The sequence below is a fragment of the Streptomyces sp. NPDC031121 genome (assembly GCF_055570615.1).
In genome coordinates this window covers 283,385-302,758 of the sequence record NZ_JBVIGV010000008.1, presented here as the reverse complement: position 1 = coordinate 302,758, position 19,374 = coordinate 283,385, and the positions used below count along the sequence as shown (strand labels likewise).

General features: G+C 75.3%; 19 protein-coding genes. 7 read left to right on the top strand and 12 right to left on the bottom strand.

Features of this window, described 5'->3' with window-relative positions:
* Nucleotides 1-43: 43 nt before the first annotated feature.
* The 7 genes from ACZ462_RS17390 to ACZ462_RS17360 all read right to left on the bottom strand — a co-directional run bounded on the left by ACZ462_RS17390 (nt 44) and on the right by ACZ462_RS17360 (nt 9,203).
* On the bottom strand, nt 44-1,393 hold the full coding sequence (locus ACZ462_RS17390) for a glycosyltransferase (protein WP_467803606.1): 1,350 nt from the start codon (nt 1,391-1,393) through the stop codon (nt 44-46).
* 62 nt (nt 1,394-1,455) lie between these two features.
* A complete protein-coding gene (locus ACZ462_RS17385; protein ID WP_467803328.1) occupies nt 1,456-2,235 on the bottom strand; it encodes a polysaccharide deacetylase family protein in 780 nt (259 codons plus the stop codon).
* Nucleotides 2,225-3,970: a murein biosynthesis integral membrane protein MurJ gene (murJ, locus tag ACZ462_RS17380; RefSeq protein WP_467803330.1), complete on the bottom strand. Its 1,746-nt coding sequence runs from the start codon at nt 3,968-3,970 to the stop codon at nt 2,225-2,227. The genes ACZ462_RS17385 and murJ overlap by 11 nt, the downstream gene beginning before the upstream one ends.
* Nucleotides 3,967-5,346 carry an O-antigen ligase family protein gene (locus tag ACZ462_RS17375; RefSeq protein WP_467803332.1) on the bottom strand — a complete coding sequence of 460 codons (1,380 nt, stop codon included), beginning with the start codon at nt 5,344-5,346 and terminating at the stop codon, nt 3,967-3,969. Before ACZ462_RS17375 ends, murJ begins: the two co-directional genes overlap by 4 nt.
* A gap of 2 nt (nt 5,347-5,348) precedes the next feature.
* Nucleotides 5,349-6,863 (bottom strand): exopolysaccharide biosynthesis polyprenyl glycosylphosphotransferase, encoded by a 1,515-nt coding sequence (locus tag ACZ462_RS17370; protein ID WP_467803333.1) that lies wholly within the window; start codon nt 6,861-6,863, stop codon nt 5,349-5,351.
* Nucleotides 6,860-8,080, bottom strand: coding sequence for a glycosyltransferase (locus tag ACZ462_RS17365; protein ID WP_467803335.1), 1,221 nt, complete (start codon nt 8,078-8,080; stop codon nt 6,860-6,862). The genes ACZ462_RS17370 and ACZ462_RS17365 overlap by 4 nt, the downstream gene beginning before the upstream one ends.
* 19 nt (nt 8,081-8,099) lie before the next feature.
* Complete coding sequence (locus ACZ462_RS17360; RefSeq protein ID WP_467803336.1) at nt 8,100-9,203, bottom strand: DUF3344 domain-containing protein; 1,104 nt, start codon at nt 9,201-9,203, stop codon at nt 8,100-8,102.
* Nucleotides 9,204-9,595: 392 nt separating this feature from the next.
* On the opposite strand from ACZ462_RS17360, the gene ACZ462_RS17355 reads away from it, so the two are divergent.
* From ACZ462_RS17355 to ACZ462_RS17340, 4 genes are all read left to right on the top strand, one after another.
* Nucleotides 9,596-10,003 (top strand): rodlin, encoded by a 408-nt coding sequence (locus tag ACZ462_RS17355; RefSeq protein ID WP_467803337.1) that lies wholly within the window; start codon nt 9,596-9,598, stop codon nt 10,001-10,003.
* Between the two features lie 230 nt (nt 10,004-10,233).
* Entirely contained in the window at nt 10,234-10,467 is a 234-nt protein-coding gene (locus tag ACZ462_RS17350) for a chaplin (protein ID WP_467803339.1), read from the top strand.
* A gap of 120 nt (nt 10,468-10,587) precedes the next feature.
* Nucleotides 10,588-11,529 carry a chaplin gene (locus ACZ462_RS17345; protein WP_467803340.1) on the top strand — a complete coding sequence of 314 codons (942 nt, stop codon included), beginning with the start codon at nt 10,588-10,590 and terminating at the stop codon, nt 11,527-11,529.
* 158 nt (nt 11,530-11,687) lie between these two features.
* Entirely contained in the window at nt 11,688-12,035 is a 348-nt protein-coding gene (locus tag ACZ462_RS17340; protein ID WP_467803342.1) for a hypothetical protein, read from the top strand.
* Nucleotides 12,036-12,116: 81 nt separating this feature from the next.
* On the opposite strand, the gene ACZ462_RS17335 is transcribed toward ACZ462_RS17340, so the two are convergent.
* A complete protein-coding gene (locus ACZ462_RS17335; RefSeq protein ID WP_467803343.1) occupies nt 12,117-12,356 on the bottom strand; it encodes a chaplin in 240 nt (79 codons plus the stop codon).
* A gap of 315 nt (nt 12,357-12,671) precedes the next feature.
* Here ACZ462_RS17335 and ACZ462_RS17330 point away from each other — a divergent pair, with 315 nt between their 5' ends.
* Nucleotides 12,672-13,079: a rodlin gene (locus ACZ462_RS17330; RefSeq protein WP_467803345.1), complete on the top strand. Its 408-nt coding sequence runs from the start codon at nt 12,672-12,674 to the stop codon at nt 13,077-13,079.
* A 103-nt stretch (nt 13,080-13,182) separates the two neighbouring features.
* Here the strand turns inward: ACZ462_RS17330 and ACZ462_RS17325 are convergent, their stop codons facing one another.
* The gene (locus tag ACZ462_RS17325; RefSeq protein ID WP_467803346.1) at nt 13,183-13,824 is read right to left on the bottom strand and encodes a vitamin K epoxide reductase family protein; all 642 of its coding nucleotides are present in this window, start codon (nt 13,822-13,824) and stop codon (nt 13,183-13,185) included.
* Nucleotides 13,825-14,016: 192 nt separating this feature from the next.
* Here ACZ462_RS17325 and ACZ462_RS17320 point away from each other — a divergent pair, with 192 nt between their 5' ends.
* Nucleotides 14,017-14,796, top strand: a complete 780-nt coding sequence (locus tag ACZ462_RS17320) for a DUF6227 family protein (RefSeq protein WP_467803348.1) — start codon at nt 14,017-14,019, stop codon at nt 14,794-14,796.
* A gap of 86 nt (nt 14,797-14,882) precedes the next feature.
* Here the strand turns inward: ACZ462_RS17320 and ACZ462_RS17315 are convergent, their stop codons facing one another.
* A complete protein-coding gene (locus tag ACZ462_RS17315; protein ID WP_467803350.1) occupies nt 14,883-16,469 on the bottom strand; it encodes an MFS transporter in 1,587 nt (528 codons plus the stop codon).
* 62 nt (nt 16,470-16,531) lie between these two features.
* Between ACZ462_RS17315 and ACZ462_RS17310 the strand changes: the two genes are divergently transcribed.
* Entirely contained in the window at nt 16,532-17,521 is a 990-nt protein-coding gene (locus ACZ462_RS17310; RefSeq protein WP_467803351.1) for a helix-turn-helix transcriptional regulator, read from the top strand.
* Here ACZ462_RS17310 and ACZ462_RS17305 read toward each other — a convergent pair.
* Both ACZ462_RS17305 and ACZ462_RS17300 read right to left on the bottom strand, forming a co-directional pair.
* Complete coding sequence (locus ACZ462_RS17305) at nt 17,485-18,147, bottom strand: response regulator (RefSeq protein ID WP_467803352.1); 663 nt, start codon at nt 18,145-18,147, stop codon at nt 17,485-17,487. The genes ACZ462_RS17310 and ACZ462_RS17305 overlap by 37 nt on opposite strands.
* Nucleotides 18,144-19,319: a sensor histidine kinase gene (locus ACZ462_RS17300; protein ID WP_467803353.1), complete on the bottom strand. Its 1,176-nt coding sequence runs from the start codon at nt 19,317-19,319 to the stop codon at nt 18,144-18,146. Before ACZ462_RS17300 ends, ACZ462_RS17305 begins: the two co-directional genes overlap by 4 nt.
* Between the last annotated feature and the right edge of the window lie 55 nt (nt 19,320-19,374).

Genomic DNA, 19,374 nt, shown 5'->3' with positions numbered 1-19,374 from the left:
GTACTGCGGGCCCCGGGGGTGCGGGCCCGTGCGGAGGTGCGGGTCAGCCGCTGCCGGGGCGGGCGGGCCCGCCGCCGCCCGGCCGCGGCGGGCCCGTGTCGGGGCCGGGCCGGGTGCCCGGGGCGGGTGCGGAGCCGGGCCGCGGACCGGTCTCGGGGCGGCCCGGCGCCCGCCCCGCGAGGGCGCGCGGCGGCTGCCCGCCCGCGGCGGGCCGCGCCGGGGCGGGCACCGCGTCCGCGGCTGCCCGGGCCGGCGTACGCAGCGGCGCGGGTCCGGTGCCGTTCAGGGCGAGGCGGTAGACGTCCAGCAGGCGTTCGGCGCTGCGCGCCACGTCGTAGTGGCGGACCACCGGCGGCACGGGCAGCCTGCTCGCGCCCGCCTCCATGTGCCCGCGCAGCGCGGCGAGGAGCTCCTCGCCGCCGGTGCCGATCCGCCGCGCGCCCGGCGCCTGCGCGGGCGGCAGGTCGTCGACGGCCGGGCAGGTGACGTGCAGCACGGGCAGCCCGGCCGCGAGGGCCTCGACGACCGCCAGCCCGAACGCCTCCTCCCGTGAGGCGGAGACGAACACGTCCATCGCGGCGAGCAGTTGCGGGATGCCGGGCACCCGCCCGCCGGTGTCCTCGCCCAGCGGGTCCCGCTCGCCGACCAGGTGGATCCGGTGCTGCGCGCCCAGCTCCGCCGCCAGCGCGCGCAGCGCGCCCCGCTCGGGCCCGTCGCCGGCGAGCAGCAGGTGCGCGCCGGGCAGCGCGGCGACGGCCCGGACCAGGGCGTCGAACCGCTTGCCCGGCACCAGGCGGCCCACCCCGCCGACGACGAAGGCCCGTTCGGGCAGCCCGGTCCGGGCCCGGGTGGCCCGCCGCACCCCCGCGTCGAAGCGGAACCGGGCGGCCTCGATGCCGTTCGGGACGACGTGCACCCGCCCGGCCGGCACCCCCCAGGCGGCCAGCCGCGCCGCCACCGTGTCCGAGACGGCGACGGTCGCCGAGCCGAGCCGCTCGCCCGCCAGGTACAGCCGGCGCACCCCGGCCGACAGCGGCCGGCCCTCGATCTCGCCGTCGCCGAGGGAGTGCTCGGTGGCGACGACGGCGCCGACCCCGGCGAGCCGGGCCGCGATCCGCCCGTACAAGCAGGCCCGGTACAGGTGGGTGTGGACGAGGTCGTACCCGCCGCGCCGGACGAACCGGACGAGGCGGGGCAGCGCACCGAGGTCCCGGTTGCCGCGCATGCCGAGGTGCACGACGCGGACGCCGTCGGCGCGCAGCCCGTCGGCGACGGGGCCCGGGTTCGTCAGGGCCAGCACGTCGCAGCGCATCGGCAGGTGCCGCAGCAGCAGCCGCAGCTGCTGCTCGGCGCCGCCGACCCCGAGCCCGGTGATGACGTGCAGGACGCGCAGCCCGGAGGGGTCCCAGGGCTCCGGTGCGCCGCAGGCCGCGCCCGCCGGGTCCTTCGGGTCGGTCATCGGCGCACCGCCCGGGCCAGCTCCCGCACGCCGTGCCGCAGCTGCTTGACGCGCAGGCGCCCGCTGCCGTCGGCCTGGCTGACGTGGGTGCGCGGCAGGGCGTACGGGCCGGCGAGCCGGCCGGGCTCGATGGCGCACGCGTACCCGTAGCCGGCGTCCCGCACGGCGTCCGCGACCCGGGCGTCGACGCGCCCGTACGGGTAGCAGAACCCCTCGGGCAGGGTGCCGGTGATCTCGCGCAGCAGGTCGCGGCTGCCCCGCAGCTCCTGCTGGAGGACGTCGTCGGGGGCGGCGGTGAGGTCCTGGTGGAGCAGCCCGTGCGAGCCGATCTCCTGGCCGGCGGCGGCCGCCTCGCGGATCCCCTCGGCGGTCAGGAGCGGTCTGCGCGGCCCCAGCGGGTCCCACACGTTGTCCACGCCGAGCCGGCCGGGCAGCACGAACAGGGTGGAGGTGCACTCGTAGCGGCGGAGCAGGGGCAGCGCCCGGGTGAGGTAGTCGCTGTAGCCGTCGTCGAAGGTGAGCCCGACGAGCCGGGCGGCCCGGCCCTCGGCGCGGGCGCGCAGGAGTTCGCCGACGGACACGCCGCGCAGGCCGCGCGAGCGCAGCCATTGCAGCTGGGCCTCCAGGGTCCGCGGGGTGACGGCGATGCCGTACGGGTCCTCGGCCGGGTCGGTGAACTCGGTGACGGAGTGGTACATCAGGACCCACGGCGAGGCGGCGCTCCGGCGGGCGGTTGCCATCGCGGCGGCCGGTGCCGTGTCGGTGTCAGCGGGCATTGCGGAACCTCTGGGTCGTCTGGGCGAGCTGGGCGGACAGGGCGGTGACTTCGAGCGCACGTATGGCCGTGCCGGTCGCCCCGAACATGGCGGGGACGAGCAGGCAGCCGAGGGCGGCGCTGAGCAGCGGGTCGGGGATCATCGGCCCGGCGATCCAGCCGGTGGCGCAGGCGGCGGCGGAGGCCGTGCCGAGCCGGGTGATGCTGAGGACGACCCTGCGGACGTGGATGGCGATGATCCGCGGGCCGATGCCGGCGAGGAGGAGCCCGGCGGCGGTGGTGATGCCTGCGGCGTTCGCGGCGGCCAGCCCGCCGGTCCCCCACCAGCGGACGGCGACCGCCCCGGCGCCGATGTTGACGGCGAGCCCGGCGGCCATGGCGAGCGCCGGGAACCAGGTGGGGCGGGCGGTGGAGAAGAAGGGCCGGCTCAGCGCGCCGACGAGGCAGTGGCCGAGGAGCCCGAGGGCGTAGACCCGCATGACGGAGGCGGTGGCCAGGGTGTCCTCGTGGGTGAACGCGCCGCGCTCGAAGAGGACCTGGATGATCTGCGGGGCGTAGCCGATGACGAGGGCGGTGCCGATGAGGACGGCGAGCGAGGCCAGCGCCAGGTCCTGCTCGACGCGGCGGCGGGCCTTCTCGCGCTCGCCGCCGGCCATGGCCTGGGCGACGACGGGGAAGGTGACGGTGCAGATCATCAGGGACAGCACCATCGGCATCTGCGCGACCTTCTGCGCGTAGTTCAGGTGCGAGATGGCGCCGGGCGGGAGGGAGGCGGCGAGGAAGCGCTCGACGAGCACCTGGGACTGCCGGAAGACGGCGAAGCAGATGACCGGGGCGATCAGTCCGAGGGCGAGCAGGGTGGGCCGGTCCCGGTCGCGCCGGATGCGGGCGGCCCCCCGGACGCGGGACGGGCCGAAGCCGACGCGCCGGGCGAAGGCGGGCAGCTGCACCAGCACCATCAGCAGCCCGCCGGCCGCGACGCCGGCGGCCGCCGCACGCACGCCCCACAGGCGGTGCAGGGCGATCATGGTGCCGATGATGCCGACGTTGTACGAGACGTAGATCGCGGCCGGCGGCACGAAGGTGCGGTGGGCGCGCAGGGCGGCGCTGAAGTAGCCGGCGACGCCGAAGGTGAGCACGGTCAGCGAGGTCAGCCGGGTGCACTCGACGGCCAGTGCCGGGTCGGGCAGGCCGGGTGCGAGGACGGCGACGACGAGCGGCGCGGCGAGGACCAGCAGGGCGGCGGCCGCGGCGAGGAGCGCCAGCAGCCGCGGCAGTGTCGCCCCGACGAGCAGCCGTACCGGGTCCTGGGCGCGTGCCTCCTTGCGGGTGAGGCCGGCCCGGTCGGCGGAGCGGCGGGCCAGGGCGTGGCTGAAGGCGGGCACCATCAGCAGCGCCATGGCGTCCTCGATCAGCAGCGTCGAGGACATCTCCGGCACGGTCCAGGCGATGAGGAAGGCGTCGCTGTCGGCTCCGGCGCCGAAGAGGTGCGCGATGGTCTGGTCGCGGACGAGCCCGAACACCGCCCCGGCGGCGGTGAGTCCGGCGGTGACGGCGGCGGCCTTGGCCAGGAACCGGCCGAGCGGGGCCGGCCCGCCGCCCGCTGGACCGGACCCCGCGCCGCCGCCCTTGCGGCCGGCCGGCTCGGCCTCGGCGGGGCGCGGCGGACGGCCCGCAGCCGCGGCGACGCCGGTCGCCGCGGCCGCGGGCCGCCGCCAGGGTGTCGTGTCCGTCACCGGCCGGCCGCACCCGCCGCGCCGCGCGGGCCGGGCGCCCGCCCGGCGTCGGCCCGGGACGGCAGCGCCCACCACGCCGCCAGACCGATGACCACGCCGGTCAGGACGGTGGAGGGGCCGCCGATGTCCGCGTACAGGAAGTCGGTGAGCTGCCAGAAGAGCAGCCCGATCGCGATGAGCCCGCAGTCGCGGACCCCGTCCCCGGCGGCGTACCGGCGGGCGCCGGCGACGAGCAGCGCCAGCCAGCCGCCGGCGAGCGCGACGAGCCCGACGAGGCCCTGCTCGCTCAGCACCAGGAGGTACATGTTGTGCGGGGACAGCAGCGGCTGGCGGACGTAGCCCTGCCCGGCGCCGGCGGTGTCGCTGCCGGAGGACAGGCCGAGGGAGGCGTGCCCGTCCCGGTGCGCAGGGAAGCCCTTGAGCCCGACGCCCAGCGCGGGCCGGTCCTGCCACATCGACCCGGCCGCGGCCCACATGGTGTACCGGTCGGTCACCGACTGGTCGGGGGCGCTGGAGACCTGCGTGATGGAGGTCAGCCGCTCGGCGACCATCTCCGAGCCGACGCCGAGGCCGCCCACCAGGACCACGCCCGCCGCGGCCAGCGCCGCCAGCACCTTCGCGGCCCGCCGGATCCCGGCCATCGCCATGACGAGGACGGCCGCGCCGGCCGTCGCGATCCACGCGCCGCGGCTGAAGGACAGCACCAGCGGCAGGACGAGCACCAGCGCCGCCCCCGCCGACAGGCGGCGCACCCGCCGCGGCAGGGCGGACGACAGCGCCGCGGCGGTCGCCACGACCAGCCCGTACGACACCACGGTGGCCATGCCCATCACGTCGCCCGGCCCGAAGGTCCCCACCGCCCGGATGTCCTCGCCCTGGTACGAGGCCCCGGTGCCGGTGGCGTACTGGACGACCCCGACGGCGCCCTGCACCAGCGCCAGCACCACGAAGCACCCGGCGGCGAGCCGGAACTCGGAGGCGTGCCGCACGAGCAGCACCACCGCCGCCGGGACCAGCACGAACACCTGGAGGTAGCGCACGAAGCCCGGCAGCGCGGCGTACGGGTCCCCGGCGGTGGCGGTCGCGGCGGCCAGCGCGAGCGCCGGCACCCCCAGCACCAGCACCGCGAGCGGGCTCAGCGGGCGGACCCGCCCGCGCAGCGCCTGCACCCCGCACACGGCGACCAGCAGCAGCGAGGCCGCGTCCGCCGGCCCGACCTTCCCGGAGGTGCTCGCGTCGCCCGCCGGGACCGGCGCGAGCAGCATCAGGACGGTCGCGGCCAGCGGCAGCAGCGGCCAGTGCCGGCGCAGCGGCCCCGGCGGCCGCGGCGCCTCGGGGAGGGCGCCGGCGGCGCCCGTCGTCACGGCGAGACTCATGGTCAGCTGCCCCCCAGCCGGAAGCGGAAGAAGGAGGCCGCGGTGCGGGCGAGGATCCACAGGTCCTGCCACAGCGACCAGGTGTCGATGTAGTGGTTGTCGAAGCGGGCCCGGTCCTCGATGGAGGTGTCCCCGCGCAGCCCGTTGATCTGGGCGAGCCCCGTGATCCCGACGGGCATCCGGTGCCGCGCCTCGTAACCCGGGTGGACGGCGGCGAACTTGGCGACGAAGAACGGCCGCTCCGGGCGCGGCCCGACCAGGCTCATGTCCCCGCGCACGACGTTCCACAGCTGCGGCAGCTCGTCCAGCGAGGACTTCCGCAGCAGCGAGCCCACCAGGCTCATCCGGTGGTCGCCGGCGACCGTCCACCGGGTGGCGGACTCGTGCTCGTCGGCCCGCAGGGTGCGGAACTTCAGCAGGGTGAACGGGCGCCCGTTCAGGCCGACACGCTCCTGACGGAAGATCACCCCCGGCCCGTCGGAGATCCGTACGGCCAGCGCGCACAGCCCGATCACCGGAGCGGCCGCGACGAGCGCGACGGCGGCGAGGACCGCGTCGATGACCCGCTTCACCCGCCGCTCCGCGTGCCGGGCGGGGCGCCGCAGCAGCGGCTGGACGGCGTACCCCCACAGGTGGTCGGCGGGTTGGGCGACCCGCATGCCGGTGACCTTGGCGGTGCCGGCAGGGTCGGCGAGCCACAGCCGGCAGCCGTGGTCCTGGAAGAGCCGGACGAGGGAGGCGGTGCGCTCGTCGGACTCCGGCGGCCGGGTGAACACCGCGTGCCGGACGGAGTTCTGGATGACGGCCCGCCGGATGTCCTCGTGCGTGGCGAGGACCGGCGTCACCCCGTCCCCGCCGGAGCCCGCCCCGGTGTCCGCGAGCCCGACCGGCCGCAGCCCGTACTCGGGGCGCCCGTGCAGCGCGGCCGCGACCGCGCTCGCCCCGACGCCCGGGCCGACGACCAGCGCGGACGCGGGCCGGCGGCGGGCGGAGCGGCGCCGCAGCCCGTTCGCGATCCCCCGCCCGGCGCACGTCAGCACCAGGTGCAGGCACACTGCGCCCAGCAGCGCCGACCAGCCCAGCGCCCGCCGCGGGTCGGCGGCCGCGACGGCCGCGGCGACCCCGCACCACAGCACGGCGGCCCGCCCCGCCATGGCCGGCAGTTCGAGCAGCGCGGACGGCGCGAGCCGCGGCCGGTACAGCCCGCCCTGCGCGTGCAGCAGCGCGGCCAGCACGGCGACCGGCCCGGCCGCGGCGGCCGGCAGCCCCAGCCCGGGGGCGGCTGCCGCGGCCCCGGCCGCGGCCAGGACGTCGGCGGCGAGCAGGAGGGCCATCCCGTCGCGCGGGTGGCGCCGCCGCGGCCGGACCAGCGGCCGGGCCTGCTCGGCCGCGGACCGGCGCGGGGGGTGGATGGCGGCCGCGGCCGCCCGCCGGACGGCGGCGGTGCCGGCTCCGCCGCCGGCGCGCCCCGTGCCGCCCTGTCCGGTGTGCCGGGCTGGTGCGCTGTCCATGGTCATCGGCTGATGCGCTCCTGGTTCGAGGGCCGGGGCCTGCCCAGCAGTTCGTGGTACAGACCCGCGACCGCGTCCGCGGTCCGCCGCACGTCGAATTCGGTCCGGGCGTGCTGCTGGGCCTGCTCGCCGAGTTCGGCGAGCAGCCGCGGCTCGGAAAGGAGCCGGCCCAGGGCCTTGGCGAGGGCCGTCGGATCCTCCGGCGGCACCAGGCAGAGCCGTCCCTGGCCGGGCGGCAGGCTCTCCCGGGCACCGCTGACGTCGGAGACAAGGACCGGCCGGCCGCATGCCATGGCTTCCAGCGGGGCGAGCGCCATGCCTTCCCACCGCGACGGCAGTACAACGAGATCGGCGGCCCGAAGCCACGGTCGGATGTCGGCGGCGCCGCCCGCGAAGAGCACCCCGGGCGGGGCCGACCGGCGCAGCCGCTCGGTGTCGGGGCCGTCCCCGACGAGCGCCAGGCGCGCCTCGGGCACGTTGCCCAGCACCTCCCGCCAGGCGCGCAGGAGGATGTCCTGGCCCTTCTGCCGGCAGAGCCGGCCGACGCAGACGGCGAGCGGTCCGTCGCCCACGAAGGCTGCGGGCAGGGGGAGTTCGGTGCGTGCGGCGGTCCGGTCGCGGGGCCGGTCGGGGTCGCGGGGGCGGAAGTGGTCCAGGTCGACGCCGTTGCGGACGACCGACCAGCGGGCGGCGATGCCCTCGGCCTCGCCGACCCTGCGCTCGGCCTCGCTGACGCAGAGCACCCGGTCGGCCCAGCGGGCCCCGAAGCGCTCCCAGCGCAGGGCGAGCGCCGCGGTGGTCCCGGCGACGGCGTCGAAGGACCAGGCGTGCGGCTGGAAGACGGTGGGGATCCGGCCGCGGACGGCGAGGCGGCCGGCCAGTCCGGCCTTGGCGCTGTGGGCGTGCAGGATGTCGGGGCGGGCGCGGCGGACGGCCCTGCGGGCGCCGAGGACCTCGGCGGCGAGGTCGGGCCCGGGGTTGCGGCCGGCCCGCCAGGCGAGGACGTCGGCCCCGGCGTCGCGGGCCTCGTCGGCGAGGCGGCCGCCGCGCGGGCAGCCGACGACGGGCCGCAGCCCGGCGGCGGCCTGGGCGCGTACGAGGTCGGCGACCACCCGGGCGACGCCGCCGTCGACCGGCTGCACCAGGTGCAGGACGGTCAGCGGGGCCCCGTCGGAGGGGGGCTGGGGGGAGGGGAAGGGCTGGGGATGCTTCTGTGTCGGCACGCGGAGCGGTTCCTTGCGCTCAGCGGCGCGCGTCTGTCTGGACGAAGAGCACGCCGTGGAATTGACCCTGGTTCTCGCCCGTGAAAGTGAAGTTCAGACTGCGGGCGCCACCGGACAGGGCGGGACTCAGGTCGAACACGTCCGCGTCATATCCGAGAGTGTTCTGGTGTTCGGGCTGTCGCACGAACGAACTGCGCCCGAATTCCGTGATCGTGGAATTCGAGACGTCATTGAAGGGGTTTTCGCCGTCGCTGACGATGACCCGGCGGCCGCTGTCGGCGGTCACGGTGAGTGAGTCCCCGAGGATGCCGCGGTCCCCGTCGTACGCGACCAGGCCGGCCTTGCCGCCGGAGCCCGCCGGCACGTCCAGGCCCTCGATGCGGACCGTCTGCCCGTCGGCCTCGCCCGCTCCTGCGGCGACCTGCTCGAAGCCGTCCCACAGCGAGATCCGCTGCAGCGGCTCCTGCGGGTGCTCGTATGCCACGACGAGCGTCCAGCCGCCCCAGGCGCCCACCGGCGAGTGGCCCATGGCGATGTTGAGCTGGGCGACCGTCCACATGCCGGCTCCGCCCTTGCGCACCATCGGCGTGACGTCGGCGGAGGCCTGGTAGGCGTCGCTGCCGGCGTCCGTGCGGTGCCCGATCACCGTGTCGGCGAGCACCTCCTTGTACGCGCCGCCCGGCTCGGCGACCAGCACGCGGCCGTTGTCCTCGGGCGGCTTCTGCTCGCCGACGCGCAGGTTCCCGCCCCAGTACAGGCGGGCGTAGGAGACCCGGGCGCCCCGGGGGATCTTCAGTTCGGCGCGGGTGGAGTTGTAGGTGTCGGGGTCATTGTCGACCTCGCTGTAGAACATCTCGAAGTCGCCGTTCACCCCCGCCGCCCCCTTGGCCACCTCGGCGCACGGCTCTGCTCCCGGCGCCTCCCGGCGGCGGCAGGCGATGGAGGAGTTCGATGCCCGGACCAGCCCGCCGTGCTGCACGGCCTGGTAACGCTGGGTGAACGGAACCCGGGGGGCCTCCCCCGGTCCCGGGGGCGCCTCGGCGGCGGAGGCGGGAAGGCTGGCCGAAAGAGCGAGGCAGGACAGCAGGCCGAGCGCGCCGAGGATTCTGCGGGACGAACCCATGACCCTGTCTCCATTTTCGATCAAGACGACAAAACCGGAGTGCACTTTGTCAGAAATCCGGTCCGGAATCACGCCCAACTCGCCCGTACGGCCTTTTGGGCGATAACACGCACCCTCGCAGGCGGCGAGTCGTTATCCGGTGGACCGGCGTTCGGCCGAAAGGAAATGGCGGAGCCCGGCCGGAGCACCTGCGCGGCGCCGCCTCGGACGCCGCGACGCGCCGGGCGGACCGGCTCCGCCCCCGGCACCCGCGCCGGCCCGTCCGCACACCCGAACGTCAACCGCGCCGCCCGAAACGGCGGCATCCGGGTGAAGCCACGCAACCCGCGCCGACGCCGGGCCGTTGATCCGGATGCTCCAGCACCGGGCAATCCTGCAAAAAAGGGACGACAATGATCAAGAAGATGGTGGCCACGGCAGCGGCAGCAGCCTCGGTCGTGGGCATCGGCGCCGCCATGGCGCCGCAGGCGATGGCCATCGGGAACGACAACGGTGTCAACACCGTCAACGGCAACGGCGCCTCGCAGATCTACGGCAACCAGGCCACCTACGGCAACATGAGCCCGCAGATGGCCCTCATCCAGGGCTCGTTCAACAAGCCCTGCATCGCCCTCCCGGCCAAGCTCAACACCCAGTCGCTCGTCGGCGGCCTCGTCGGCATCCAGGACGTCCCGATCCTGTCCAACCCGATGAACCAGCAGTGCGTCGAGAACTCCACCCAGACGAAGGGCGACGAGCCGCTTTCGCACATCCTGGACAACATCCCGATCCTCTCCGGGAACGCCTCCACCGGCAGCTGACCGCCCCGGCGCGACCGAGGCCGCCGCACCTCCCGGGGCGTGGCGGCCTCGCCGCGTCCGGACCCTCCCGCGGACTGGGACGGGCGCGGTGGATAACGCCCGCAATTCCCCTCCGGACACCCGGAGAAATCCACGGAAAGCGGACCGAAAAAACAGGGGTTTCCTTACCCCCTCCCGCTCGTTGTTGTTTCTGCAGGGGACGAGCCCCTGCCGGAAAGGATCGAATTCAGATGACGTACAAGAAGGCAGTGGTGCTGGCCGCCGGCGCTCTCATGGCCGCCGGTGCCGCCTCGCCCGCCATGGCCGACGCGGCTGCCGAGGGGCAGGCCGTCGGCTCCCCCGGTGTGGCCTCGGGCAACCTCATCCAGGTCCCCATCCACGTCCCGGTGAACGTCTGCGGCAACAGCCTGAACACCACCGGCCTGCTGAACCCGGTGTTCGGCAACACCTGCGTCAACGACTGACGTACGTCAGCGCCCCACAGGGGCGGACTCCTCGGGGTGGCCTCGGAGTGCACGGCGGTGCACTCCGAGGCCACCTTCGATTCAGCACCGGCCCCGCGCCGGTAGAACAGGGAAGGACCCATGCGACAGGTACTGAGCCGACAGGTACTGGGCAAGGGAGTGCTCACGGCCGCGGCCGCCTCGAGCCTGCTGTCGATCGCGACGGGCGCGGCCTCCGCGCACCCCGGGGCGGTGGCGGAAGCCGCGCACTCCCCGGGGGTGCTGTCCGGCAACAGCGTCTCGGTACCGATCACCCTCTCGCCGAACGTGTGCGGCAACAGCGTGGACGGCGCCGCGGCACTGAACCCGGCGTTCGGCAACACCTGCGTCAACTCCAGCGGTTCGGGCGCCCACCACGCCCACCGGGACCACGGCCGCCACCTGAGCCCGGAGCACGCCGAGGCCTTCGAGCGCTACCTCCAGGAGCGGGAGGGGCGCCACGCCCGGCCGGGCGGCCCCCGCGACGGGCAGGCGACGGCCGGCGAGGGCCGCCACCGGGCTCCGAAGCACGCGGCGCCCAAGCACGCGGCCCCGCGGGCCGAGGAGGTCCGGCACGGCGGACCCGAGGAGGAGTGCGACGACCACCCGCAGGGCCACCCCGCGCCGCCTCCCGCCCCGCACCCGGCACCGCCGCAGCCCCAGCCGGAACCCGAGCCCGGACCGAAGCCGCTGCCGCAGCCCGACCCGGGGCCGGGCGCGGAGCAGCCGGCGCCGCTCCCGATGCCGGAGCCCGAACCGAGGCCGCTGCCCCAGCCCGTCCCCGAGGTGCCGCCCGTCGCGGAGGCCCCCCGGCCGCTGCCGGCGCCCGCCCCCGCGCCGGAGCCGCTCCCCGCCCCCGCCCCCGCCGCGTGGGCACCCGGCACCCCGCCCGCCGCGGCGCCCGTCCCGGCGCCCGCCGCCGCCTTCGCCACCGCCCCGGTGCTCGCCGAGACCGGCGCGGGCCAGACGGGTGCCGCGGCGATCCTCGCCTCGGCGCTCGTCCTCGGCGGCGCAATCCTGTACCGCAGGTCCCGTACCGCCTGATCCGCCCCCACCGGTCATTGCGGTAGAGCACGGCCGGAGAATCCCCTGCCGGATTCTCCGGCCGTCGCCGTGCGCTCGCACGCGTTTCCGCGGCGGCGGGGAATCGTTGTGCAGGGCGAAAGCGGTGCGACGGTCACCGCTGGAAAAGGATTTCGAAAATGAAGCTCACGAAGGTCGCCGCGGTCCTTGCCGGCTCCGTTGCCGCCCTCGGCGCGTCCACGGGTGCGTTCGCCGCCGAGAACCCGGCCGCGATGCCCCCCATGAGCCTGACGGGCGGTGCCACCGAGGCCTTCGACGCGCTCGCGCCCGTCACGCAGCAGCTCCCGACGACCGTGGGCAACGGCATCGCCGAGCAGGGGGAGGCCGTGGACAAGGTGGTGGGAACGGCCCAGCAGCTCAACAAGGTCCGCAACAACGCCCCGGGCGAGCTCCTCGGCCTGGCCAACGGGGCCACCCAGGCCTCCCCGCTGCTCGGCGGCGTCCAGCTCAACGGCGGCGCGTCCTGATCCGCGGCCCCCGCAACGCACCGTGGGCGCCACCGGCGAGGCCGGTGGCGCCCACGGGCGCATGTCCTGCTGGCGTCTGCGTCAGGCGTTGACGCAGGTGTTGCCGAACACCGGGTTCAGCAGGCCGATGGGGCTCACGGTGTTGCCGCAGACGTTCACCGGGACGTCGACCGGGACCTGCAGGAGGTTGCCCGAGAGCACGCCGGGCGAGCCCACGGCCGCACCGTCGGCCGCGGCGTCGGCGAGGGCGGTACCGGTGGCGCCCGCCGCGGCGAGACCGGCGGAGGCCAGGACCAGGGCGGCCTTCTTGGCAGAGTTCATGGGAGCTGCACCTTCTGTTTCGACGTTCTGCCCCGACCGGGGCTCACACCGAGAAAAACGGTCCGGCCTTCCGGACGGACACGGCCCCGGGCCCCGCCTGACCTGTTCAGCCCAATCCCTCGGTGGGGACACTCGAACGCGATTCCTGCTGGCTGCGTACGGGCTTCGCGCAGGCGTCCGGAACGCACTCACCCGGGCCGGGGAAAAGCCCCGCGGCAGCGGGCCGTTTGAGTGAAGGGGCGGAACCAAGCCCCGGCCGGCCCAGTTGACCAGGGCGCTCCACTAGCGGGCACTCGTGCGACAAAAGGACCAACGATGTTCAAGAAGATCATGACTGCCGCCGCGGTCACCGCCGCCGCCGTGGGCGCGGGCGCCGCCGCCGCCGCTCCGGCCATGGCCATCGGCAACGACAACGGGATCAACACCGTCAACGGCAACGGCTCCCAGCAGATCTACGGCAACCAGAAGACCGCCGGTGACATGAGCCCGCAGCTCGGCCTGGTCCAGGGCACCCTCAACAAGCCCTGCGTCGGCCTGCCGGCCAAGCTCAACACCCAGTCGCTCGTCGGCGGCATCGTCGGCGTCCAGGACGTCAACGTCCTGTCCAACCCGATGAACCAGCAGTGCGTCGAGAACTCGACCCAGGCCAAGGGCGACGAGCCGCTCTCCCACATCCTGAGCAACATCCCGGTCCTGTCCGGCAACGCCGCCGTCGGCAGCTGACCTGGCTCACCCGCCCCGCCACCCGGGCCCTGCCCGTGGAGACGCGACGAGGCCCCGGCGGCCCATCCGGCCGCCGGGGCCCCTGCATGCCCCGGGCTGCCCGTCAGCCCGTCCAGAAGTCCCACCACCGGGTCAGGACGAGCATGCCGATGACGCCGATGTGCAGGGCCGGCGGCGCCCAGGCGAACTCGGCGAAGAAGCCGCGGACGGGGGCGGGCGCGGGCAGCGCGCCCGTCCGGACGGTGTGCGCGGTCACCGCCCAGAACATCAGCAGCGTCGCGACCCACGTCAGGCAGCACCACAGGCACAGCGCGTTGATCTCGTACAGGGACTGCACCATCAGCCAGGTGCAGAAGCCGACGCCGAACGCACAGCCGGCGTTCAGTCCCAGCCAGAACCAGGTGCGGTAGCGCGCGCCGGCCAGCAGACCCGCCCCCGCGCACACCACGGCCCCGAACGCGGCCAGCCCGAGCATCGGGTTGGGGAAGCCGAAGACGGCCGCCTGGTCGCTCTGCATGACGCTGCCGCAGGAGACCACCGGGTTGAGGCTGCACGCCGGCTTGAAGTCCGGGTCCTCCAGCAGGAGGAACTTGTCGAGGGTGATCACCCAGGAGGCCAGCACCCCGGCGGCGCCGGTGAGGACGAGCAGCCAGGCCAACCCCCGGGGGGCCGGGGCCGGTTCGCTGGGCCGACGGGTGACGGGCCGCCCCTGCTGGCGGGGGACGCCCACTGTTTTCGTTGCCATACGGCCCATGGTCCCCCGCTCCGTGACAGACCGGGGCGAACCCTGCTCATTCCGGAGCAAGTTGACCTGAAAAGGTGGCGGGAACCCCCGATGCTTCCCGGACGTTTTACCGAACCCCGGACGTGATGCCAGAACCAGGGGCTACGTTGTGCTCCCGCGAAGTCACTAGCTGCGACGGCCTGGAGACCCACCTTGAGCGATCCGTACGAGACAACCGAGGCGCACCTCGAGCGACTCCTGCGCCGCGCCCTCAACTCCTATGACCTGCCGGACCGGTTGGTCGAGCGCCTCGGGTCGGCGCTCGCCCACAGTTCTTCGCTCCACACGACCGCCCACAGCCCGGCGGCGGGCCGGTGGCGGGAGATCCACCGGCACACCTACCTGCTGCCCGACGGGACTTCGGCCTCGCTGTGGGAGCTGGTCCACCGGCACGAGCACGACCGGGAGATCCGGCACGAGGTGTTCGCGAGCCGGGAGGAGACCCGGCTCGCCGCGGCCCGGCTGTTCGGCGCGGCCGACGCGCAGCCGGTGTTCGACCCGGCGCTGGAGGGCGTGTTCGCCGCGGTGGAGGAGGAGGGCGACGCGGACGCGGCCGCGCTCGGCGCTCTGTTCGGCCCGCGGGCGGCGGAGCAGCGGCACCGGGAGTACGCGGTGGAGCAGTCCGCCGACCACGCCCGGCGGGTGCTGCGGCGGGCCGAGAACCCGGACCGGCCCGGGGAGGAGGCTGCGCTGCTGCTGCGCTCGGCGTACGCCCACCGGATCACGCAGGCGTTCGGCACCCGGCAGTGCCTCGCGGACGGCCGGGACGCCGGCTTCCGGCTGTACGAGCACGCGTTCCTGCTGCTCGACGGGAGCGAGGTCAGCCTGTGGGAGGTCGAGCACACGGCGACGCCCGACGGGCGCCACATGTGCGAGGTGTACGCGACGGAGGCGGCCGCCCGCGGGGCGATGGAGGTCCGCGCCCACGGCTGAGGGCGGCCGCTCGACGGGCCCGGCCGAAACGGGGACGGGCATGCCCGCTCGGGAGCGGACATGCCCGTCTCAGGCGGCGGCGCGGGTCAGGCCGCCGGGAGCTTTTCCAAGGTGCCCGGAGCCGCGTCCGCGGCCTGTTGCCCGCTCCCGCCCTCCGGGGCGGTGAGCGACCTGCGGGGCAGCGTGAACATCACGGCGAAGATCAGGACCAGGACGGCCGCGATCCACCACAGGGCGCCGCGGAAGGCCTCGACGTACGGGGCGCCGAAGGCGGTGTCGTCGTCGATCAGCCCGAAGAAGACGACCGAGGTGAGGCCGAGGCCGAGGGCGTTGCCCATCTGCCCGGTGGTGTTGATCATGCCGGAGGCGGAGCCGGCGTGCTCGCGCGGGACCTCGGAGAGCACGGTGTCGGTCAGCGGGGCGACGATCAGGCCCATGCCGATGCCCATGACGACCAGCGGCGCCGCCATCTGCCAGGAGGCGATGGCCATGCCGTAGTGCTCGGACTCCCAGATGTAGAGCAGGATGCCCGCGGCCATGGTGAGCGCGCCCGCCTGGAGGACCTTGCGGCCGAAGCGGGGCACCAGCTTCTGCACGGACAGGCCCGCGGCCACGGAGACGGCGATGGAGAACGGGATGCCGGTGGTGCCGGCGCGCAGGGCGCTCCAGCCGAGCCCCACCTGCATGTACAGGGTCCAGACGAGGAAGAAGATGCCGGTCGCCAGGCCGAAGGTGAGCTGGACGGCGATGCCGCCCGCGAAGCTGCGGATCTTGAACAGGGAGAGCTCGACCAGCGGGGAGCCGTCCTTGCGGGTCTTGTGCACCTCGTAGGCGATGAAGGCGACGAAGACGAACGGCGCCGCGATCATCGAGACGAAGCCCCACAGCGGCCAGTCGTTCTCCCGGCCGTGGGTGAGCGGGAAGATCAGCAGGACCAGGCCGAGGGTGGCCAGGACGACGCCGACGAGGTCGAGGCGCAGGGCCTTCGGGGCCTTGGACTCGGTGATGAACGCCCGGCCGAGGAGCACGCCGGCGATGCCGACGGGCAGGTTGATCAGGAAGATCGGGCGCCATTCGAGGCCGAAGAGGTTCCACTGCGTCAGCAGCGCGCCCAGCATCGGGCCGGAGACGGCGCCGAGGCCGACGATGGCGCCGAACATGCCGAAGACCTTGCCGCGCTCGTGCGGCGGGAAGGTGACGTGGATGATCGCCAGGACCTGCGGGACCATCAGGGACGCCATCGCGCCCTGGAGGATGCGGGCGGCGACCAGGACGTCCGGGGACGGGGCGATGCCGCAGAGGAGCGAGGCGGCGGTGAAGCCGGCGATGCCGATGAGGAAGAGCCGCTTGCGGCCGTAGATGTCGCCGAGACGGCCACCGGTGATCAGGCCCGCGGCGAAGGCCAGGGCGTAGCCGGCGGTGATCCACTGGATGGCGCTGGTGGAGGCGCCGAAGTCGCCCCGCATGGACGGTATCGCGATGTTGACGATCGTGACGTCGACCAGGTCCATGAAGGCGGCGGTCATCACGATGGCGAGCGCCAGCCAGCGGCGCCGGTCGGCGGCGGGGGCCGCGGTGGCGGCGGTGTCGGAAAGGTCGGGAAGGGCGGTGTTCCGCTTCTCTCGTGCGGGCCCGTCGTCGGTTCCGGGCGATGTCGTGGTCGTCTCGGTCATGGGAAGAACCTAGACCGGATGTAGGTCCGTTCGTGTCCTATTTCGCTGGCAGGCTGTTTCCCATGACCGACACTCCGGCACGCCTCCTGACCCTGCTCTCCCTGCTGCAGACCCCGCGCGAGTGGCCCGGCAGCGAACTGGCCGGCCGCCTGGGAGTGAGTACGCGCACCATCCGGCGCGACATCGACCGGCTGCGGGAGCTCGGCTACCCCGTGGAGGCGACCCTCGGCGCCGAGGGCGGGTACCGGCTGGTGGCGGGGGCGGCGATGCCGCCGCTGCTGCTGGACGACGAGGAGGCCGTCGCGATCGCGGTGGGGCTGCGGGCCGGCGCCGGGCACGCGATCGAGGGCGTGGAGGAGGCCTCCGTACGGGCGCTCGCGAAGCTGGAGCAGGTCCTGCCCGGGCGGCTGCGGCACCGGGTCGGGGCGCTGCAGTCGGCGACGATCGCCCTGACCCGCGGGGACGGCGCCAGTGTGGACCCGCGGACGCTGACGGCGATGGCGTCCGCGGTGGCCGGTCCGGAGCGGCTGCGGTTCGCCTACCGGGACCGGGACGGGGCGCACACCAAGCGGCTGGTGGAGCCGTACCGGCTGGTGAGCACGGGCAGCCGCTGGTACCTGGTGGCGTACGACCTGGAGCGGGACGACTGGCGGACCTTCCGGGTGGACCGGGTCGCCGACCCGTTCCCGACCGGCGCCCGCTTCACGCCGCGGGAGCTGCCCATGGAGGCCGTGGAATTCGTGCGGCGGGGGCTGCGGGGGCGGGAGACGTACGAGGTGGAGGTCTCCTTCGGGGTGCCGGCGGAGGAGCTGCCGCCGTGGCTGCAGACGCACGCCGAGGTGTCCCCGGAGCCCGGCGACGCCGGGCGGTGCCGGGCGCGGTTCGAGAGCGGGGACGCCGCGGAGTGGGTCGCGGCCCGACTGGCGCTCACGGGTCTGCCCTTCACGGTGCACGGACCGGCCTTCCTCACCGCCGCCGCCCGCGGCCTCGCCGACCGGCTGACGGCGGGGGCGGGTCAGGAGCGGCGCGGGACCACCAGGCCGGACTCGTAGGCGAGGACCACGAGCTGGGCGCGGTCGCGGGCGCCGAGCTTGGCCATGGCCCGGTTGATGTGGGTCTTGGCGGTCGCCGGGCTGATGACCAGCCGGCCGGCGATCTCGTCGTTGGACAGGCCCTGCGCGGCCAGGGCGACCGTCTCGCGTTCGCGGCCGGTCAGCTCCTCCAGCCCGCCGCCGGTGGGGGCGGCCGGCGGCTGGGCGACGTACCGGTCGATGAGCCTGCGGGTGAGGGCGGGCGCGAGGAGGGCGTCGCCGCGGGCCGCGACGCGCACGGCGTGCAGGAAGTCCTCCGGCAGGACGTCCTTGACCAGGAAGCCGGCGGCGCCGGCGCGCAGCGCGTCGAGGACGTACTCGTCCATGCCGTAGTTGGTCAGCATGACGACGTGGACGCCCGCCAGGGACGGGTCGGCGGCGATGCGCCGGGTCGCCTCGATGCCGTCCATGCGGGGCATCCGGATGTCGACGAGCGCGACGTCGGGCAGCTGCTCCCGGGCGAGGGCGAGGGCCTCCTGCCCGTCGGCGGCCTCGCCCACGACCTCGATGCCCTCCTCGAGGTCGAGGAGCGCGCGGAAGCCGCTGCGGATGAGGGGCTGGTCGTCGGCCAGCAGGACCCGGATCACGGGGCTCCGTCCACGGGGAGTTCGGCCCGGACGGTGAAGCCGCCCGTACTGCGCGGGCCGGTGTGCAGGCGGCCGCCCAGGGCGGTGACGCGTTCGCGCATGCCGAGCAGCCCGAGCCCGGCCCCTGTCGGCGGGTGCGGGGCGCCCTTGCCGTCGTCGTCGACGCGGACGGCGAGAACGCCCGGCCGGTGGCCTACGACCACGGTGGCCGTGCCGGCCGCGGCGTGCCGGGCGACGTTGGTGAGCGCCTCCTGGACGATCCGGTAGGCGGTACGCCCGACCGCGGCCGGCACGGCGTACGGCTGCCCCTCGACCGCCAGCGTCACCTCCAGGGCGGCCCCGGTCCCGGTCCCGGTCCCGGCCCCCGTCCCGGCCCCCTTCCCGCTAGCGCGGAACCGCTCGACGAGTGCGGGCAGGTCGTCGATCCCGGGCGGCGGGGCCGTGTCGTCGGCGCGCAGCGCTTCGAGGGTCGCGCGCAGCTCCCGGCCGGCCTCGCGGCCCGCCTCCCGGATCGCGAGCAGGGCCGGCGGCACCTCCTCGCCGCGGCGCCGGGCCACGTGGACGGCCGCCTCCGACTGCACCTTGATCACCGAGATCTGGTGGGTGAGCGAGTCGTGCAGCTCCCGCGCGATGCGCAGCCGCTCCTCGTCGGCCCGGCGCCGCGCGGTCTCCTCGCGGGTGCGCTCGGCCTGGTCCGCCCGCCGCTCGGCCTGCCGCACCGCCTCGCCCGCGGCGAACGCGGCGATCAGCCAGGCGAGTTCGAGGGTGCCGCGGGCCTGCGCCACCACCTCGCGCACGGGCCCGCCGTGGACGGCGGCGGCCGTGAGGTGGAGTACGGCGACCAGGCCGGCCGAGACCGCCACGGCGGCCTTGCGGTGTCCGGCGCGGACCGCGCCGTAGACCGCGACCAGGTAGGACACGGCGAGCACCTCGAACCCGGCGGCGAGCCAGCCCGCCGCGCACGCGGCGGTGGCGGCCAGGACCGGGAGCGGGGCCGGGCGCCGCGCGGCCAGGGCCGCACCGCCGGCCGCGAGCAGGAGGCAGCCGAGCAGCGCACGCCACCCGGCGGGGTGCGGCCCGGTCAGCCCTGAGCCCAGTTGCAGTGCCGCCACGCCCAGGGCCGTCGCCCCGGCGGCGGCCCCGGCCGGGACGCGGAACCGTCCTGTGTCCATGGGGGCACGGTAGCCGGATGCGGCCGGGGGCGGATCGGGCTCGGGGACGAGCGGC

Coding starts and splice junctions, on each gene's coding strand:
- ACZ462_RS17335 (WP_467803343.1), bottom strand. CDS start 12,356: ATGAACTCTGCCAAGAAGGCCGCCCTGGTCCTGGCCTCCGCCGGTCTC.
- ACZ462_RS17300 (WP_467803353.1), bottom strand. CDS start 19,319: ATGGACACAGGACGGTTCCGCGTCCCGGCCGGGGCCGCCGCCGGGGCG.
- ACZ462_RS17360 (WP_467803336.1), bottom strand. CDS start 9,203: ATGGGTTCGTCCCGCAGAATCCTCGGCGCGCTCGGCCTGCTGTCCTGC.
- ACZ462_RS17310 (WP_467803351.1), top strand. CDS start 16,532: ATGACCGACACTCCGGCACGCCTCCTGACCCTGCTCTCCCTGCTGCAG.
- ACZ462_RS17370 (WP_467803333.1), bottom strand. CDS start 6,863: ATGACCATGGACAGCGCACCAGCCCGGCACACCGGACAGGGCGGCACG.
- ACZ462_RS17345 (WP_467803340.1), top strand. CDS start 10,588: ATGCGACAGGTACTGAGCCGACAGGTACTGGGCAAGGGAGTGCTCACG.
- ACZ462_RS17340 (WP_467803342.1), top strand. CDS start 11,688: ATGAAGCTCACGAAGGTCGCCGCGGTCCTTGCCGGCTCCGTTGCCGCC.
- ACZ462_RS17350 (WP_467803339.1), top strand. CDS start 10,234: ATGACGTACAAGAAGGCAGTGGTGCTGGCCGCCGGCGCTCTCATGGCC.
- ACZ462_RS17330 (WP_467803345.1), top strand. CDS start 12,672: ATGTTCAAGAAGATCATGACTGCCGCCGCGGTCACCGCCGCCGCCGTG.
- ACZ462_RS17385 (WP_467803328.1), bottom strand. CDS start 2,235: ATGCCCGCTGACACCGACACGGCACCGGCCGCCGCGATGGCAACCGCC.
- ACZ462_RS17315 (WP_467803350.1), bottom strand. CDS start 16,469: ATGACCGAGACGACCACGACATCGCCCGGAACCGACGACGGGCCCGCA.
- ACZ462_RS17375 (WP_467803332.1), bottom strand. CDS start 5,346: ATGAGTCTCGCCGTGACGACGGGCGCCGCCGGCGCCCTCCCCGAGGCG.
- ACZ462_RS17355 (WP_467803337.1), top strand. CDS start 9,596: ATGATCAAGAAGATGGTGGCCACGGCAGCGGCAGCAGCCTCGGTCGTG.
- ACZ462_RS17325 (WP_467803346.1), bottom strand. CDS start 13,824: ATGGCAACGAAAACAGTGGGCGTCCCCCGCCAGCAGGGGCGGCCCGTC.